Raw genomic sequence first — 15,771 nt, forward strand, 5'->3', positions numbered from 1 at the left:
CGTCGGCGATACCCTGAGGCCATGACCTCCGCGCCTGCCCCTCTGCCCCGTCAGGTCTCCGAGACCTTCGACCCCTCCCGCTGGCGGGACGTCCCCGCGCAGGAGCACGGCGGGCCGGCCTTCACCGACATCACCTATCACCGCGCCGTGGACCGCCCGGCCGGGGAGGCCGCGGCCGCAGGGACGGCAGGAGGCGCGCCCCGGGATCTGCCGTGCGTGCGCATCGCCTTCGACCGTCCCGAGGTGCGCAACGCCTTCCGTCCGCACACCGTGGACGAGCTGTACCGCGCCCTGGACCACGCCCGCCTGGACACCGGCGTGGGCGTCATCCTCCTCACCGGCAACGGCCCCTCCCCCAAGGACGGCGGCCGCTCCTACTGCTCCGGCGGCGACCAGCGCATCCGCGGTCGCGCCGGCTACGAGTACTCCGAGGCCGAGGAGCTGGGTCAGACCGACCAGGTGCGCGCCGGTTCCAGCGGCCGGCTGCACATCCTGGAGGTGCAGCGCCTGATGCGCACCATGGGCAAGGTCGTGATCTCCGTGGTCAACGGCTGGGCGGCCGGCGGCGGCCACTCCCTGCACGTCGTCTCGGACCTCTCCATCGCCTCCCGCGAGCACGCCCGGTTCAAGCAGACCGATGCGAATGTCGGCTCCTTCGACGGCGGCTACGGCTCCGCCTATCTCGCCAAGCAGGTGGGGCAGAAGCGCGCCCGGGAGATCTTCTTCCTCGCCGAGGAGTACTCCGCGCAGGACGCCTACGACTGGGGCGCGGTCAATCGCGTCGTGGACCACGACCAGCTCGAGGCGGTGGCGCTCGAGATGGCCGCGACCATCGCCACGAAGTCCCCGCAGGCGATCCGGATGCTGAAGTTCGCCTTCAATCTGGCCGATGACGGCCTGATGGGCCAGCAGGTGTTCGCCGGCGAGGCGACCCGCCTGGCCTACATGACGGACGAGGCCGTGGAGGGGCGCGACGCCTTCCTGGACAAGCGCGAGCCCGACTGGTCGCAGTTCCCCCACCCGCAGGGCTGACGGCGATGACCCTTCCCCCCGGTCCCTCCGGCCCCTCCGGCCCCTCCGGAGCGGGCGCTTCCGCCGCGCGCACCGCGCCCTGGCTGATCCCGCCGACGTACGACGCCTCGGCCGCGTCGCTCACGACCCATGTGCGCGCGATCGGCGAGGTGATGACGGGCACCGGGCGGCTGTGGCTGGGGCCCTTCCCGGCGCCCGCCGCCCTGCCCTCCGACTTCGAGGACACCGCCCTGGTGGTGCCCACCTCCGGATCCACGGGCACGGCGAAGGCGGTGGCCCTGAGCCGCGCAGCGCTGCGTGCCTCCCAGGAGGCGACGGCGGCTCTCTTCGCGGCCGACGGGACGGCGACCGGCACCCGGGGCCACGGTTTCTGGCTGCCCCTGCTGCCGCCCACGCACATCGCCGGCGTGCAGGTGATCGCCCGTGCACATCGCACCGCCGAGGTGCTCGGTCTGGACTCTCCGGCGCTCCCGGATCCGCTGCCGGACCTGCGTGGCCACTTCGACGCCGACGCTTTCGTGGCGCTCGCCGAGCCGGCTCTCGCCCAGGCCGAGCAGCGCGGACTGCCCGCCTTCACCTCGCTGGTGCCCACGCAGCTCACCCGGATCCTCACCGGCGCCACCGGGGCCGACGCGAGGGCCCGCTCCGTGCTGAAGCGCTTCGCGGGCGTGCTCGTGGGCGGTGCGGCGACCGGGCCGGAGGTGCTCGCCGCCGCCCGCGCCCAGCGCATCGCCGTCCGCACCACCTACGGCTCCTCGGAGACTGCCGGCGGCTGCGTCTACGACCGCTTCCCGCTGCCGGGGGTGCGCCTGCACGCTCAGTCCCCCGACGCCGAGGGAGCGGGCCGTCTGGTCGTCTCCTCCCCCACGCTCGCGCTCGGCTATCTCACGGCCGACGGCGGCATCGACACGAGCCCGTTCAGCCAGACCAGCCAGACCAGCCAGACCAGCCAGACCAGCGGGACTGTCCATGACAGCGACGCCATCATGCGCAGCTTCACCACCTCCGATCTCGCGCAGATCGCCGAGGACGGCGCGCTGACCGTGCTGGGCCGCGCCGACGACGTCATCAACACCGGCGGGCGCAAGGTGCTCCCCCAGGATGTCGAGCGGGCGATCGACCGCTCCCTCATGCTGCGCGATCTGGTCCTCTCGAGCCTCGTCGTGGGCGTGGAGGATCCGGAATGGGGCCAGCGCGTCGAAGCGCTCGTCACCCTGGCCGAGGGGAGCGATCCCGAGGAGGCCACCGCCCTGGTGCGCTCCGCGCTGCGCACCAGCGACGTCCCGGCGCACATGATCCCCAAGCGGGTCCACGCGGTCGAGCAGCTGCCCCGGCTCGGCATCGGGAAGCTGGACCGCGCCGCCGCGCGCCGCCTCGCCGAGGGCCAGCGGCCCACCGGGGACTGAGCGACCCACCCGGGGGCTGGCCGACCCTTCGGCGGCTGAGCGACTCGCCGACGAGCCCCGCCGGCAGGCGTGTGCCGTCGGCCACGACCCGGGCGCCGGCCCTGACCGCGGCGTATTCTCGTGGAGGCCGTCGATCGGGCGGCCCCTGTCTTGAGGAGCACGATGGCCAGCCTGTCGCAGTGGGTGCAGGGCGCCCGCCCCCGCACCCTGCCCGCCGCCCTCGCGCCCGTCGCGGCCGGCACCGGCGTCGCCGTCTGGCAGCTGGCCGAGACCACCGGCACCGTGGACTGGTCGCTGGTCGTGCCGCGCGCGCTGCTGGCCCTGGCGGTGTCCTTCTGTCTGCAGATCGGCGTGAACTTCGCCAATGACTACTCGGACGGGATCCGCGGCACGGACGACGACCGGGTGGGCCCCTTCCGGCTCACCGGCTCGGGAGCCGCCGCCCCGGGGACCGTCAAGGCCGCCGCATTCGGTGCGCTCGCCGCCGGCGGAGTCTTCGGTCTCGTGCTCATCGTGCTCGCGCAGATCTGGGGCGCGCTGCTCATCGGCGCCGCCGCGATCGCCGCAGCCTGGTTCTACACCGGCGGCCGGAAGCCCTACGGCTATCTCGGGCTGGGCGAGGTCTTCGTGTTCCTCTTCTTCGGGCTGGTCGCTGTGAACGGCACCGCCTATGCGATCACGCCGCATCCGCACTGGGTCGCACTGCTGGTCTCCGTCGCGATCGGGTTGCTCGCCGTGGCGCTCATGCTGACCAACAACCTGCGCGACATCCCCACCGATGCGATCGCCGGCAAGCGCACCCTCGCCGTCCGGCTCGGGGAGCGCGGCACCCGCCTTCTGTTCACCGCGATGCTGCTGCTGCCCTTCGTGCTCCTGGTCCCGGTGATGGTCGTCCAGTGGCAGGTGGCGCTGGTGCTGCTGGCGCTGCCGCTCGCCATCGGTCCCGTCCGCACCGTGCTGGGCGGCGCCATGGGCAGGGACCTCATCCCGGCGCTGGGCGCGACCGGCCGGCTGGAGCTGGTGCTCTCGCTCCTGCTGCTGCTCGGCCTGTGCCTGTGAGCACCTCCCGCAGCTCGCACCGCTGCCTGAACCGGCACAGCTGACTCAGCCAGCGCAGCCGGCGCTTCGAGTCCGGCGTCCTCTGCTCGCTCAGCCTCGGGAGGCCGTGGGCTCCGGGCCCTCGTCCGCGGTGCCCGCATCCGCTGCGCGTTCACCCGCCGTGCTCTCGTCCGCGGCCTCGGCACCACCGTCCACCGCGCGGGTCCAGTCGTCTGCGGCAGCGCCCTGCACCCCTGTCGCGGAGGAGCCGCCGTCGAAGGAGTCGTCATCGGTGTGGGCATCGAGGTAGGCGTCCTCGGCCTCGGCGTCCTCGTCGTGCTTCTCGCCCCTGCGCTCTCGGCGGCGGTCGTCGGCCGCCTTCCACCGCAGCGCGACCTTCGAGCGCAGACGGTCCAGGAACAGGATCGACAGGAGCATCGCGATCACAGCCGCGAGCACGCCGGCGAGCATCACTCCGACCTGGATCTGGGTGAGCAGCCACCAGATGCCCAGCCACAGGGCCAGACGGATGACGGCGAAGAGGGCCATTTCTCGCATGCCCCCAGAGTAGTTCGACCGCATGGGAGCTTGCCGAATCACCAGTGTTCAGGTGGGGTCTCTAGACTTCGGCCATGGTTAAGGGGTTACTGGCAGTTCTCTCGATCGCGCTCACCGTCTTCGCGCTCGCTGATTGCGTGCAGACGGTGGACGACAAGGTGCGCGGAATTCCCAAGTGGGCGTGGATCGTACTGATCGTGCTGCTGCCCTGGGTGGGTCCGATCACCTGGCTGGTGGTGGGACGGGAGCGCGCACCGGAACCGGATGCGCGGCCGCGTCGTGACGGCCCATCGGCCCCCGACGAGGACCCCGAGTTCCTGCGCCGGCTGGACGACGACATCCGTCGTGAACGGCGTGAGCGGCAGCAGCGCGAGCAGGGTGAGGAGCCCGACGACCCCATCGGCTGACTCTCCCGACGCTCTGCGCGACGCACGCCGGCCCCACGCACGCCATGCCCCGAGCAATCGCTCCACGAGAGCGTGCTCCCCGAGCGATCACCCCACCAGCACGCGCTGCCCGAGCGGCTGCTCCCTCACTGCTCCCCCTCAGCCTCCACCACATGACAAGCGCGGCCCCGGATGGACTCTCGTCCACCGGGGCCGCGCTCGTGCTCGGACTCTGTTCAGAGACCTGAGTAGGAGTGCAGGCCGTTGATCACGGTGTTCACGATCGTGTAGTTGAAGACCACGGCCACGAAGCCCGCCAGGGCGAGACCGGCGGCGCGGCTGCCGCGGAAACCACCGGTGGCGCGAGCGTGCAGGTAGGCGGCGTAGATGACCCAGATGATGAAGGTCCACACCTCCTTGGGGTCCCAGCCCCAGTAACGGCCCCAGGCCTCGCGGGCCCAGATCGCGCCGAAGATCAGCGTGAAGGTCCAGCACACGAACGCGACGGAGTGGATGCGGAAGCTGAGCGCCTCGAGCGCGGTCGAGCTCGGCAGACGATCCAGCACGTGCCCGAAGCGGCCCCAGTGCTCAGGGAACTGCTCGCCGGCCTCCGCCTTCAGCATCAGCGCGCGTTCATGGCGGGCCTGGAGAAGTTGGAGCGAGGCCACGACGGCGCCGAGGATCGACAGCGCGGTCGAGAGGATCGCGACCGCGATGTGGATGTAGATCCAGTGGGAGTTCTGCAGGCTCGGCGTCAGCTCCGCGGCCGGGACGATCCACAGGGTCTGGGCGAGCAGCATCGTCAGCAGCACCGGGCCCACCACGAAGGTGCCCAGCGCCCGCAGGTCGGTGCGCTTGATCGAGAAGATCAGGAAGGCGGCCATCACCACAGCGGTGCTGGTGGTGGCGAACTCGTACATGTTCGCCCAGGGCACGCGCTGGGTGGCCACGGCGCGCAGCGCGACACCCACGATGTGCAGCACGGTCGCCGCGGAGGCCAGGATGAACGCGAAGTTCTGCGCGGTCATCGATCCGGATGCCGCAGCACCCGCCGTCGTGGCCGACGGGGTGGACGCGGCGGCCGCCCCGTCCGTGCCGGCGACGTCGCCGCCCCCGGCTCCCTCCGACCCGACGGCCGCACCGGCGGAGGCCTGCGCATCCCCGGCGACGTGGGCGCCGGCGCCACCGGATGCCCCGACTGTCGCGGGCAGGGCGGCCTCGGCCGACGTCTCCTGGTCACGGCTCTGCGCCTCGTGCTTCTCGCGGGCTGCGAGGCGCTCGTCGCTGCGACGCTGCGAGGTGGAGGCGAGATCGGCGGCGAAGCCGATCAGCGCGAGCACGTACAGCACGATCGTCACCACGATGGCGAGATTCGCGATCTCCGCCAGCTGCTGGTCAATCACAGTGCACTTCCTTCGGGGGTGTCATCGGTGGGGCCGGTCGTCGGAGCAGGGCCAGGACGTCCTGTCCCATCCTGCGCCGTGCTGAGCTTCTTGGCGAGGGTCTTGACGTCCTCTTCGAGCGCCGGATCGTCGCTGCGGGCGAGTCCGGCGACCTCGAGCACCACGGTGCCGTCGGTGCGATCGTCGGCGGATCCGCCGCTGACCCGCACCCAGAGGCGCCGGCGCGGCACGAACAGCGAGACGATCAGGCCGGTGGCGGCGGCCAGCGCGCTGACGAGCACCCAGCGCTCGAACGGATCGTGGGCGAGGTCGAAGGCGGCGTACCGCAGCACCCCGTCGAAGCTGATGGTGGTGCCGTCCTCCAGCTCGTACACCTCGCCCGGTGCGAGCCGGATCAGCACCTGCTCGCCATCGGAGTTGGTCACCGGGTCCAGCGAGCTGACGTCGACCTCGTAGGCGTTCTGCGGGATGCCCGAGTCCAGGCCCAGATCGCCGTGGAAGACGGACATCGCGAGCTGCGGGTCGGCCAGGTCGGGGTAGATCGAGTGCGGGCCCTGCTCGTCGATCACGCCGGTGGGCAGGAAGAACCCGACCACGGCGGTCTGCTCGGGGCGGGCGTCCGGCGCCTTGATCACCAGCTGCGAGGTGTAACCGGTGTCCCCGGACGGCACGGTGACCACGGGGCCCTCGGCCACGACGGTCCCCTCGGGGTCGGTCACGGTGACCTCGGGGGCGTAGCCGTTGCCGAGCAGGTACATCGACGTGCCGTCGACGTGCAGCGGCTTGTTGACCTGCAGGGTCCGCTTCTCGTTCTTCTCGCCCGGGGTGGTGACGTCCACGTCGGCCTCGAAGGACAGCGGCTGGCCCACGCGGCTCTCGTCGGCCCCTTCGAGCACGTACTCGGCACGGAAGTCGTCGAGCGTGAACCTGAAGGGCGGCAGGGACGTGGGATCGAACCAGGCGCCGGAGTCGAAGGAGTCGTACTGGGTCAGGGAGTTGCTGAAGCCCTGTCCCTCGACCACCGTGATCTGCCCGCGGTAGCTGGTCAGCTGACCGCCGGCGACGCAGATCAGCACTCCGACCAGCGCGATGTGGAACACCAGGTTGCCGCTCTCGCGCAGCAGGCCGCGCTCGGCGCTGACGGATCGGGAGCGCTGCTCTTCGCGCACGACGGTGCGATACCGCGAGCGGCGCAGCGACCGGTGCGCGGTCTCGAGCACGGCGTCCGCCTCGGCGCCCGGCAGCTCGATCCGGGTGTAGCCGGTGAAGCGGGTCAGCCGCGAGGGCGTGCGGGGCGGCTTGGCGCGCAGCTGGCGCAGGTGCACTCCGACGCGGGGGATGATGCAGCCGATCAGCGAGATGAACAGCAGCAGGTAGATCGCCGAGAACCACGGCGAGGAGAACACCCCGAAGAAGCCGAGCTTGTCGAGGATCTCCCCCCACCTGCCGTTCTCGTCGAGGAACTGCTGGGTGAGCGCGGGGTTGACGCTGCGCTGCGGATACAGCGAGCCGGGCACCGCGGCGATCGCGAGCAGCATCAGCAGGATCAGCGCGGTCTGCATGCTGGTCAGCTGGCGCCACAGGAACAGCAGGGTGCCGCGCAGTCCGAGGGACGGCATCGAGGGACCGCTCCCGCCGCCGCGGGGGGCGTCCTTGTCCTTCTTGGAGCTCCAGGAGTTCGCGGCGGTCTCGCTCGGGGCCGCTGCAGGGCGTCCGGTGCGTGCGCTGTTCAGGGTCTCGTCCGTCCCGTCGGATGTGCTCATGGGGTCCTCGTCGTGGCGAGTCATCACACCACCGGCTCGAAGGTGGCGATCAGTCCTTGCAGTTCGCTCATCCACTCCGACCACAGGCCGGTCATGAGCAGCACGCCGATCGCGATGAGCAGCGCGCCGGAGAGCAGGCCGATCGAGCGGCGGTGCTTGGCGAGCTTGCGGCTCAGGCCGAGCGCGCGCTCGAAGAGCAGCGCGAACAGCACGAAGGGGATCCCCAGGCCCAGCGAGTACGCGAGGGCGAGAACGCCGCCGCGCAGGGCCGCCCCGTCGCCGCCGCCCTCGAGGGACAGCGCGACGATCGCGGCGTAGGTGGGGCCGATGCAGGGGGTCCAGCTGAGCCCGAAGACGAGCCCCATCACGGGAGCGCCGAGCAGGCCCGCATCGGGCTTCTTGCTGGTCACGGAGCGGTTCATGCCGAGACCGGGGAACACGCCCATGAAGACCAGGCCCATCAGGATCACGACCGCGCCGGCGACGCGGTTGATCCAGACGATGTACTCCTGCAGGAGGTAGCCGAGCGCCCCGGCGAACCCGCCGAGCACCATGAACACCACGGTGAATCCGGCGACGAACAGCAGACTGCCCAGCGCCATCCTTCCGGCACCCGGACCTCGCCCCGCAGGCTTCCTGGCTCCCTTGCCCGGCCCGGCGGCCCCGGCCCCCTGCCCCGCGAGGCCGGAGACGTAGCCCAGGTATCCGGGGACCACGGGCAGGACGCAGGGCGACAGGAACGCGACCAGGCCGGCCGCGGCGGCGACGGCCACGGCCAGCAGGAGCGACCCGGACATCGCGGTGGCCTGGAAGGCGGAGCCGGCATCGGCGCTGATCATTCGCCCAGCACCTTGTCGATCATCGCGCGCAGCGTCGAGGGGTCGATGCCGCCGGAGATGCGAGCGGCGACCCGTCCTTCGCCGTCCAGCACGAGCGTCGAGGGCACCGCGTTCGGGGAGACCTGGCCGCGCAGCGCGTACATGATCTGCGCGTCAGGGTCCGGCAGCGAGGGGTAGGTGATCCCGTAGCGCTCCTCGAAGGCCTTCGCGGGTCCGGCGGTGTCGCGCACGTTGACGCCCACGAAGCCAACGCCCTGCTCGGCGTACTCCTCATGGATCGCCTGGAGGTCCGGGGCCTCCTTGCGGCAGGGCGGGCACGAGGCGTACCAGACGTTGACCACGAGCACCTCGCCGCGCGCATCGGACGAGGAGAACTCCTCGTCCTCGAAGGTGGTGCCGGAGAAGTCGAGCGGCTCGCCGCGGTCGGCGGCCTCGATCTCGGTGGCCACGCCGTCACCGGAGACGTACCCGGATTCGTAGCGGTCGCTGGTGTCCGAGCCGCAGGCGGCCAGCAGCAGGGTGACCGAGGCGGTGCCGGCCGCACCGAGGAGACCTCGGCGCGTGAGCGGTGCCGACGTGCCGGGCAGCGCGGGCAGGTGAGGCGGGAGCGCCCGCGAGCGCCCGCTGTGCGTGCGGGTCATGTGAGGTTGCCTCCGGTGGCGTCGACCGCCCCGGCGTACAGCTCGGCCGCCGGCTCGGCATAGCCGACGTCGGCGAGGTGCGGACCGACGAAGTGCAGGCTCGTCACCGAGCACAGGCCGCATTCGCGACGACGGGGGTCGTGGAACAGCGGCTTGCCCTCGGCGCTGCGGCGGGTCACCCAGATCGGCAGCTGGTGCAGGACCAGCACCGCCTCGCGCCCGTTCGCGGCCTGGCGGGCCTCCTGCACGGCGGAGATCACGCGGGAGACCTGGTCGCGATAGGGCTCGCCCCACGAGGGACGGAAGGGGTTGAGGAACCAGCGCCAGTTGCGCGGATCGCTCAGCTTCGCCTCGCCGTGACCCATCCGCTGGCCCTCGAAGTGGTTGCCGGACTCGATGATCCGCGGGTCCGTGGTGACCTCGAGATCGTGCGCAGCAGCGATCGGCGCGGCGGTCTGCTGGGCGCGCAGCAGGGGCGAGGAGCGCACGAGGGCGATGTCGGAGTCGGCAAGGTGATCGGCGACGTGCTGCGCCATCTGCTCGCCGCGATCGCTGAGCCGATACCCGGGCATGCGGCCGTAGAGGATGCGGTCCGGATTGTGCACCTCGCCATGGCGGACGAGGTGGACGATGGTGGTGGTCACGGGTGCGCGTTCCCCCCTCGGGAGATCAGCAGGAGTGGAGCCGAGCGGCTGAGCCGCCTCACGGTACCAATCCAACCTCCATGTCAGCCCTGAGGAGCGGCCTCGACGTGAGCAGCCGGACTCCCGATGGCGATCGGGGCGTCCTCCGGCACCGCGCGACCCAGGATCCGGCCGAGCTCGAGGAAGTCGTCGTGGCCGACGACGTCCAGCAGCAGTTCGCGCACGGAGCGCACATGGATCGGTGCGGCCCGCTCGAGGAGCTCGCGCCCGGCGACCGTCAGCTGCGCCTGACGCCCGCGCCCGTCGTTGGAGCAGCGCACCCGCTCCACCAGCCCGCGCTTCTCCATCCGGGAGATGGTGTGGGTCAGCCGCGAGCGCGAATGCACCACGCGATCCGCGAGCTCGGACATGCGCAGGAACGATCCCTGGGCCTCGGACAGCCGCACGAGGATCTCGTACTCCCCCAGCGTGAGGTCGATCTCCGGGTCCGCCTGCAGGACCTCCGAGAAGCGGTCGGTGAGCAGCGTGGTCGCGTAGAGGAAACCGCGCCAGGCGTTCTGCTCCGAGGGCGTGAGCCAGAGGTCCTCCGGCGTCGACGCCCTCCCGGCCTCTGCTGCCACTGCTTCTGCCTCTACCCCTACTGCCTCTGCCACCGCTTCTGCCTCTACCTCTGCTGCTTCTGCCACTGCTTCTGCTGCGCATCCGGTCGCGCCGGCCCCGACCTCACCCTCAGTGCTTGACTGCGTGTCACGCATCACTGTCTCCTGTCCCTGTGGCCATGTCCTTGCATCATCCTCCAGTTTAGTTTAGATTTCAAGGAAGCGAGGCGATCATGCATCAGCATGATCGCTCCCTACGACCTCAAGGAGATCTTCCATGACTGATCTGACCCCCGGCACCTGGGCCCTGGACCCGACCCACACCGCTGCGAGCTTCACCGTGCGCCACGCGGGCATCTCGAAGGTGCGCGGACAGTTCACCGACGTCACGGGCGCCCTCACGGTCGGCGACAACGGGGAGAACCTCTCGTTCGACGTCTCGCTGAAGACCGCCTCGGTCACCACCGCCAACGAGGACCGCGACAACCACCTGCGCAGCGGCGACTTCTTCGACGCGGAGAACTTCCCGGAGATCACCTTCGTTTCCACGAAGGTCACGGACGACAAGCTGGTCGGCGACCTCACCATCCGCGGCACCACCCAGGAGGTGGAGCTCAGCTTCGAGTACGAGGGCGCCGCGACCGATCCCTTCGGCACCTACCGCGCCGGCTTCACCGGTCAGACCACGATCTCCCGCAAGGAGTTCGGCCTGACCTGGAACGCCGCCCTCGAGGCCGGCGGCGTGCTGGTCTCCGACGAGGTCAAGATCTCCGTCGAGGCCGAGTTCACCGCGCCCACCGCGGCCTGACTCGACCCGCCTCCCCCGTCGGCGCGTCGACCGCGTCACGACAGAGGCACGGGCCGCTCGCACCGAGGTGCGGGCGGCCCGTCGTCGTCCGGCGCTCACCCGTCTTCGCCTCGCCCTCTACTGCCCCCTCGCCGTCTCACCGCCCCGCTCTGCCGCCCCGGCACCGGGGCGTCCTGCGTCCCGGCGCCCAGCCGCTCTCGATAAGGTTCACGCCATGACCACCCCGCGCATCCCGAGCCCCGCCGACCCCGACGCCAGGGTGCTGTACCTGACCCGCGACGGATGCCACCTGTGCGAGGACGCCCTGCCCGTGGTCCGGGCCGAGGCAGACCGCGCGGGCACCGCCGTCGAGGTGGTCGACATCGACGCCGACGAGCAGCTGCGTGCGGACTGGGACTACGACGTGCCCGTCATCATCGTCGACGGCGCCGTCCATGCCAGGTACCGCGTGGAGGCCGAGCAGCTGCGCGCGGCCCTGCGGAAGCGGCCGTGGTGGCGCCGTCTCACCGGCCGCGCCTGAACTGCACCGATCGCCTGAACCGCACCGGGCCGCCTGAACACCACCGGGCCGCCGGAGCAGCATCGACCGCGCCTGAACCGCACTGGTCGCCCGTGAGCGATCGCCCCCGGACATACGACGTGCCCACACGCCCCCCGGACACGCGACCGCCCTCGAACAAGCAACGGCCCCCGCCTCTCGGCGGGGGCCGTTGCACATCACACAGTGCTCACTTCTTGTTGCGGCGCTGGTGGCGAGTCTTGCGAAGCTGCTTGCGGTGCTTCTTCTTGGACATGCGCTTGCGTCGCTTCTTGACGACAGAACCCATAGGATGCCTCTTGTTCTGCAGGCCGACGCCTGCGGGATGGTCCAACTGATCAGGAGTGCGCGGCCCGCGAGGACCGCCAGAAGCGGTCCAGTGATGCGGCGCGGGCCCGACGCCACGGTCGACGCATCATTCTACACAGAAGGTCTGGGTGTCTCCCCACGGGCGAGTGCGAGATCTCTCGTCACTGCGTCCGCGCGGGCGAGTTCGGCGTCGACCGGAGCCACCACGTGGGATGCGGCGACCTCCCGCACCCGGCCCAGCAGCACCCGTCGTGCCCGGCGCCGATGCCGCCTCGCGGTGACCCCGGCGAGCGCGACCCCGGCCAGGCCGATCAGGATGCCGGCGGCGATCCCCAGCACCAGCAGCGCCGTGGGCAGCGGGATCGGGATCCACAGCTCCTCGATCATCGGCATCGGCGGCGGTGGGATCTGCAGCAGCGCCAGCACGACGTTCAGCGCGAGCCAGCCCAGGCCCACCACCCACACGAGCATCGCGAGCCACTGCAGCACATCGAGCACCGGCCACCACCAGGAGGTCGTGCGCCCGCGCAGATCCGCGCCGGCGACCGCCTGGTCCAGGGCGTCGGGCAGCTCGTCCTCGCGCGAGCGGGCGGCACCGCGCACGGCGGCCCGCCAGGCGTCCCCGCCGCCCTCGGAGGACGTGTCGGCGAAGCGGCGCACCGAGGTGGAGGCGGTGGCACGGGTGGCGGCGTCGGGCTCGGGCAGCGAGGTGCGTTCGAGCTGCTCGCCGTCGCGCTCCTGACCGATGCCGAGGCGGCGCAGCGGATCGGGTCGCACCGCGCGCAGCCAGCGCAGCGGCGGCCAGCCCACGCGGCCCGCGGCGCGGTGGCGGTAGGAGGCGGCGACGGCGTCGGCCACGGGCTCCACGCGGGCCGCGAGCGCGAGGTCCTCCACCAGGTCGTCGATCTGTTCCTCGAGGACCTCGCCCGGGAGTCCGTCGGGATCCGCCGCCTCGCGCAGACGCTCCGCCGCCGCGCGCACGTCGGCCCGCTGCCGCTGGGAGGCCGCCTCCCGGCCGCGGGCGAGGGTGACCAGCTGCCAGCGCAGCTCGTCGATCCCCTCCCCCGTGCTCGCGGAGGTGGCGAGGACCGGCGCCTGCTCGAGTCCGTCGGCGCGGGCGATGGCCTCGAGCGATCCCCGCACCTGCGGGCGTTCGTCCTCCCGCAGCAGATCCATCTGGTTCAGGACCAGCACGGTGACGGCGTCGTGACCGGCGAAGGCCTGCACGAACTCCTGGTGGAGCACCGCATCGGCGTACTTCTGAGGATCGGTCACCCACACGAGCACGTCGACCATGCCGGTCATCCGCTCGGCGATGGCGCGGTTGCCGGCCTCGACGGAGTCAAGATCCGGCAGATCCAGCAGCACGACGCCCGGCGCCACCGCGGGCTCGGTGCGCTTGGCGCGGCGTCCCGCCACCGGTGTCGCCGCGATCTCGAGCGCGGTGCCGGTACCGTCCAGGGCGTGGCGCTCCTCCACCTCGAGCCAGTCCAGCAGGGCCTCGCTCCCGGTGTCCCCGAGCACGGCGGCCACGGGCTCCGCGGTGGTGGGGCGACGCACGGCGGCGCGGGAGATGTCGGCGCCGACGAGGGCGTTCACGAGTGAGGACTTCCCGGAGCCGGTGGCGCCGAACAGGCCGATCACCGTGTGCTCGGCGGACAGCGCGCGGCGGCGGTCCAGGCGCGCGAGCAGCTCCTGGGCGGCGTCGAGCTCAGCACCGGGGGCGATCCCGTCGAGCTCCTCGGCGGCGCGGTCCAGGGCCTCGATGCGCTCGGCCAGCGAGGCCGGGCCGGAGGCGGCTCGGCGGCTCAGCAGCGGGGTCATGAGTCCTCCCTGATCTCACGGGCGATCTCTTCGAGCGCGGCGGCGTCCTCGGCGAGCGTCTCCGCGGAGGCGTTCCCGGCCAGGGCGTCGAGCCGCTCGAGGAAGGGTTCGGAGCGCTCCGCCACCAGGGCGTCGAGGCGCTCGGTGAGACGCTCCCGGGCCACGCGGGCCATGCGGCGCACCGCTTCGTCGCCGAAGATCGTCTCCAGCAGCTTCTGGCCCACCACGGCGGTGGCGGCGCCGGCGCCCACCTCGAGACCGGTGGGGATGAAGGCGGTCGAGGCGAAGACGACGATCATCAGCGCGACACCCACCGCGTTCACGCCGAGGGACAGCACCCGCGCCTTGGTGCGCCGGTCCGCTCCCTCGGAGCGCACCAGCTCGAGCACGTCGCCCTGCCAGGCACGGATCGCCGCGGATACCTCCTCGCGGTAGCTCTCGGGGAGGCGGGAGAGGTCGGCGCCCTCGGCGAGCTGGCGGCCGGCGGGCGTGGTGCGCCAGGCGGCCTCCGCGCGTTCGGCGCCGCGGGCGGTCTCGTCGAGGACGACGTGCACCAGTCCGGTGCCCAGCGCCTGCTCGGCCGCGACCGACGGGGCGGGCCGGCCGCTGACCGCTTGGCCGATCCGGTCCCGGACGCGCGTGAACAGGCTCTCGACCCCGCGGAGGAACTCGCCGGTGCCGACCACGTCCTGCCAGCGGGAGAGCACCTCGCCGCGCAGCAGGGAGCCGTCCCCGAGCGCCTCGTCGATGCGCTCGCGGGAGCCGGAGAAGGCCTCCTGCGCCTCGTCCCGCAGGCGGGCTCGCTCCAGTTCCTGCGCTGCGGCGTGTTCGGAGAGGTCCCGGGCGGAGACGGCCAGGCCCGCGACGGCTCCGCCGACGGTGCGACGGGCGATCCGCGCCCGGGCCTCGCCGTCGGCCGCCAGATGCGTGAAGTGCTGCTGGAGCTCGCCGATGGCCGACGCCGGCAGCATCCCGCGTTCGTCGAGCCGGGTCTCGGGGACCAGGAACAGCCGGGAGACCTCGATGCCGCTGCGTTCGAGCATGCCGCGCAGGTCCTCGGCGAGCTCCTCGGCGACACCGGGCCGCTCGGGGATGCGGTTCATCACGACGTCGACGGTGACCTCACGCTCTGCCGCCGTGCGCAGCACGTCCCACGGGACGGCGTCCGCGTATCGGTTCGCGGTGGTCACGAACAGCCACAGGTCGGCGGCGCGCAGGAGCTGCCGGGCGAGCTCACGATTGCCGCGAGCGACCGAGTCGATGTCCGGGGCGTCGAGCAGGGCGAGCCCCTGCGGGATGCGGTCGTCGGCACGCAGCTCGAGGCTGGTGGCGGGATCGACGTCTCCCGTGGTGTCGCCGACGCGCGGCGCCTCGGGGTCGTGGTCGCCGCCGGCATGGACGCGGGCGAGGCCGGGCAGGATGCGGCTGCCCGTGAACCAGGGCTCGTCGGCTCCGTGGTGCAGCAGCACCGGCCGACGGGTGGTGGGCCGGATCGCTCCGGAGCGGCTGACCATGTCCCCGACCAGGGCGTTGACCAGGGTGGATTTGCCGGCGCCGGTCGAGCCGCCGATCACCACGAGCAGGGGTGCGTCGAGCGATTCCAGGCGCGGGATGACGTGGTCCCCGAGCTGGGAGAGCGCGGCGGCGGCCTCCTCACGCGCCCGATCGACGCCGTCGACGGGCAAGGGCAGGTCCAGCTCGCGCAGATGCTCGGCGAATTCCTCGAGCACCGTGGTCGGCTGTGTGGTCATCAGTCCCCCCGGATGTCCTGGGCGCGCGGCCCCCGGTCAAGGTCGTGCGGAGCACATTGTCTCAGGACCGGCCGGTCACGGGGCGCTGACGCCGTGACCTCGTGTCCTGCCCTGCCCTGCCCTGCAGCCCAGTGTGCCAGCCTGCTCGTGCCGAGCCCCGCAGCACGCAGGTCCTGTGGCCCCGCAGCGATCCGGCCCGTCTGCCCTGCAGCAAGCCGGCCCCTCTGCCCCG

The 15,771-nt window shown here is 71.9% G+C and carries 16 protein-coding genes; 6 read left to right on the forward strand and 10 right to left on the reverse strand.

The genetic code is table 11. The features are described from left to right. Nucleotides 1-21 precede the first annotated feature (21 nt). The 3 genes from CIK71_RS00980 to CIK71_RS00990 all read left to right on the forward strand — a co-directional run bounded on the left by CIK71_RS00980 (nt 22) and on the right by CIK71_RS00990 (nt 3,497). On the forward strand, nt 22-1,032 hold the full coding sequence (locus CIK71_RS00980) for a 1,4-dihydroxy-2-naphthoyl-CoA synthase (RefSeq protein ID WP_096163324.1): 1,011 nt from the start codon (nt 22-24) through the stop codon (nt 1,030-1,032). Nucleotides 1,033-1,037: 5 nt separating this feature from the next. After that, nucleotides 1,038-2,438, forward strand: a complete 1,401-nt coding sequence (locus CIK71_RS00985; protein ID WP_096163325.1) for an AMP-binding enzyme — start codon at nt 1,038-1,040, stop codon at nt 2,436-2,438. A gap of 162 nt (nt 2,439-2,600) precedes the next feature. Continuing rightward, entirely contained in the window at nt 2,601-3,497 is an 897-nt protein-coding gene (locus CIK71_RS00990) for a 1,4-dihydroxy-2-naphthoate polyprenyltransferase (RefSeq protein ID WP_096163326.1), read from the forward strand. Between the two features lie 90 nt (nt 3,498-3,587). Here CIK71_RS00990 and CIK71_RS00995 read toward each other — a convergent pair whose 3' ends face one another. After that, nucleotides 3,588-4,034 (reverse strand): DUF4229 domain-containing protein, encoded by a 447-nt coding sequence (locus CIK71_RS00995; protein ID WP_096163327.1) that lies wholly within the window; start codon nt 4,032-4,034, stop codon nt 3,588-3,590. 74 nt (nt 4,035-4,108) lie between these two features. On the opposite strand from CIK71_RS00995, the gene CIK71_RS01000 reads away from it, so the two are divergent. Beyond that, nucleotides 4,109-4,441, forward strand: coding sequence for a PLD nuclease N-terminal domain-containing protein (locus CIK71_RS01000; RefSeq protein WP_096163328.1), 333 nt, complete (start codon nt 4,109-4,111; stop codon nt 4,439-4,441). A gap of 215 nt (nt 4,442-4,656) precedes the next feature. Here CIK71_RS01000 and ccsB read toward each other — a convergent pair whose 3' ends face one another. The 6 genes from ccsB to CIK71_RS01030 all read right to left on the reverse strand — a co-directional run bounded on the left by ccsB (nt 4,657) and on the right by CIK71_RS01030 (nt 10,330). Further along, nucleotides 4,657-5,823 carry a c-type cytochrome biogenesis protein CcsB gene (ccsB, locus tag CIK71_RS01005; protein ID WP_096163329.1) on the reverse strand — a complete coding sequence of 389 codons (1,167 nt, stop codon included), beginning with the start codon at nt 5,821-5,823 and terminating at the stop codon, nt 4,657-4,659. Beyond that, the gene (gene resB / locus CIK71_RS01010; protein WP_096163385.1) at nt 5,820-7,586 is read right to left on the reverse strand and encodes a cytochrome c biogenesis protein ResB; all 1,767 of its coding nucleotides are present in this window, start codon (nt 7,584-7,586) and stop codon (nt 5,820-5,822) included. Before resB ends, ccsB begins: the two co-directional genes overlap by 4 nt. A gap of 23 nt (nt 7,587-7,609) precedes the next feature. After that, nucleotides 7,610-8,425, reverse strand: a complete 816-nt coding sequence (locus CIK71_RS01015; RefSeq protein WP_096163330.1) for a cytochrome c biogenesis CcdA family protein — start codon at nt 8,423-8,425, stop codon at nt 7,610-7,612. After that, nucleotides 8,422-9,066: a TlpA family protein disulfide reductase gene (locus CIK71_RS01020; RefSeq protein ID WP_096163331.1), complete on the reverse strand. Its 645-nt coding sequence runs from the start codon at nt 9,064-9,066 to the stop codon at nt 8,422-8,424. Before CIK71_RS01020 ends, CIK71_RS01015 begins: the two co-directional genes overlap by 4 nt. Continuing rightward, the gene (locus CIK71_RS01025) at nt 9,063-9,710 is read right to left on the reverse strand and encodes a histidine phosphatase family protein (protein WP_096163332.1); all 648 of its coding nucleotides are present in this window, start codon (nt 9,708-9,710) and stop codon (nt 9,063-9,065) included. The genes CIK71_RS01020 and CIK71_RS01025 overlap by 4 nt, the downstream gene beginning before the upstream one ends. A gap of 83 nt (nt 9,711-9,793) precedes the next feature. Further along, nucleotides 9,794-10,330 carry a MarR family winged helix-turn-helix transcriptional regulator gene (locus CIK71_RS01030; protein WP_241964151.1) on the reverse strand — a complete coding sequence of 179 codons (537 nt, stop codon included), beginning with the start codon at nt 10,328-10,330 and terminating at the stop codon, nt 9,794-9,796. Between the two features lie 256 nt (nt 10,331-10,586). On the opposite strand from CIK71_RS01030, the gene CIK71_RS01035 reads away from it, so the two are divergent. Beyond that, nucleotides 10,587-11,117, forward strand: coding sequence for a YceI family protein (locus tag CIK71_RS01035; protein WP_096163334.1), 531 nt, complete (start codon nt 10,587-10,589; stop codon nt 11,115-11,117). A gap of 214 nt (nt 11,118-11,331) precedes the next feature. After that, entirely contained in the window at nt 11,332-11,637 is a 306-nt protein-coding gene (locus tag CIK71_RS01040) for a glutaredoxin family protein (protein ID WP_096163335.1), read from the forward strand. Nucleotides 11,638-11,845: 208 nt separating this feature from the next. Here CIK71_RS01040 and CIK71_RS01045 read toward each other — a convergent pair whose 3' ends face one another. The 3 genes from CIK71_RS01045 to CIK71_RS01055 form a co-directional block, all read right to left on the reverse strand. After that, nucleotides 11,846-11,944 (reverse strand): 30S ribosomal protein bS22, encoded by a 99-nt coding sequence (locus tag CIK71_RS01045; RefSeq protein WP_074712200.1) that lies wholly within the window; start codon nt 11,942-11,944, stop codon nt 11,846-11,848. 131 nt (nt 11,945-12,075) lie between these two features. Further along, nucleotides 12,076-13,788 (reverse strand): dynamin family protein, encoded by a 1,713-nt coding sequence (locus CIK71_RS01050; protein WP_096163336.1) that lies wholly within the window; start codon nt 13,786-13,788, stop codon nt 12,076-12,078. Continuing rightward, on the reverse strand, nt 13,785-15,539 hold the full coding sequence (locus tag CIK71_RS01055; RefSeq protein WP_096163337.1) for a dynamin family protein: 1,755 nt from the start codon (nt 15,537-15,539) through the stop codon (nt 13,785-13,787). Before CIK71_RS01055 ends, CIK71_RS01050 begins: the two co-directional genes overlap by 4 nt. Nucleotides 15,540-15,771 lie beyond the last annotated feature (232 nt).

Origin of the sequence: Brachybacterium alimentarium, assembly GCF_002332425.1 — a bacterium.
In the GTDB taxonomy this organism is placed as follows: Bacteria; Actinomycetota; Actinomycetes; order Actinomycetales; family Dermabacteraceae; genus Brachybacterium; species Brachybacterium alimentarium.

What these genes read in the sequence shown, in the direction of transcription:
- resB (WP_096163385.1), bottom strand. Translation starts at nt 7,586, where the DNA reads ATGAGCACATCCGACGGGACGGACGAGACCCTGAACAGCGCACGCACC.
- CIK71_RS00985 (WP_096163325.1), top strand. Translation starts at nt 1,038, where the DNA reads ATGACCCTTCCCCCCGGTCCCTCCGGCCCCTCCGGCCCCTCCGGAGCG.
- CIK71_RS01040 (WP_096163335.1), top strand. Translation starts at nt 11,332, where the DNA reads ATGACCACCCCGCGCATCCCGAGCCCCGCCGACCCCGACGCCAGGGTG.
- CIK71_RS01045 (WP_074712200.1), bottom strand. Translation starts at nt 11,944, where the DNA reads ATGGGTTCTGTCGTCAAGAAGCGACGCAAGCGCATGTCCAAGAAGAAG.
- CIK71_RS01050 (WP_096163336.1), bottom strand. Translation starts at nt 13,788, where the DNA reads ATGACCCCGCTGCTGAGCCGCCGAGCCGCCTCCGGCCCGGCCTCGCTG.
- CIK71_RS00980 (WP_096163324.1), top strand. Translation starts at nt 22, where the DNA reads ATGACCTCCGCGCCTGCCCCTCTGCCCCGTCAGGTCTCCGAGACCTTC.
- CIK71_RS01035 (WP_096163334.1), top strand. Translation starts at nt 10,587, where the DNA reads ATGACTGATCTGACCCCCGGCACCTGGGCCCTGGACCCGACCCACACC.
- CIK71_RS00995 (WP_096163327.1), bottom strand. Translation starts at nt 4,034, where the DNA reads ATGCGAGAAATGGCCCTCTTCGCCGTCATCCGTCTGGCCCTGTGGCTG.
- CIK71_RS01000 (WP_096163328.1), top strand. Translation starts at nt 4,109, where the DNA reads ATGGTTAAGGGGTTACTGGCAGTTCTCTCGATCGCGCTCACCGTCTTC.
- CIK71_RS01020 (WP_096163331.1), bottom strand. Translation starts at nt 9,066, where the DNA reads ATGACCCGCACGCACAGCGGGCGCTCGCGGGCGCTCCCGCCTCACCTG.
- CIK71_RS01055 (WP_096163337.1), bottom strand. Translation starts at nt 15,539, where the DNA reads ATGACCACACAGCCGACCACGGTGCTCGAGGAATTCGCCGAGCATCTG.
- CIK71_RS00990 (WP_096163326.1), top strand. Translation starts at nt 2,601, where the DNA reads ATGGCCAGCCTGTCGCAGTGGGTGCAGGGCGCCCGCCCCCGCACCCTG.
- CIK71_RS01015 (WP_096163330.1), bottom strand. Translation starts at nt 8,425, where the DNA reads ATGATCAGCGCCGATGCCGGCTCCGCCTTCCAGGCCACCGCGATGTCC.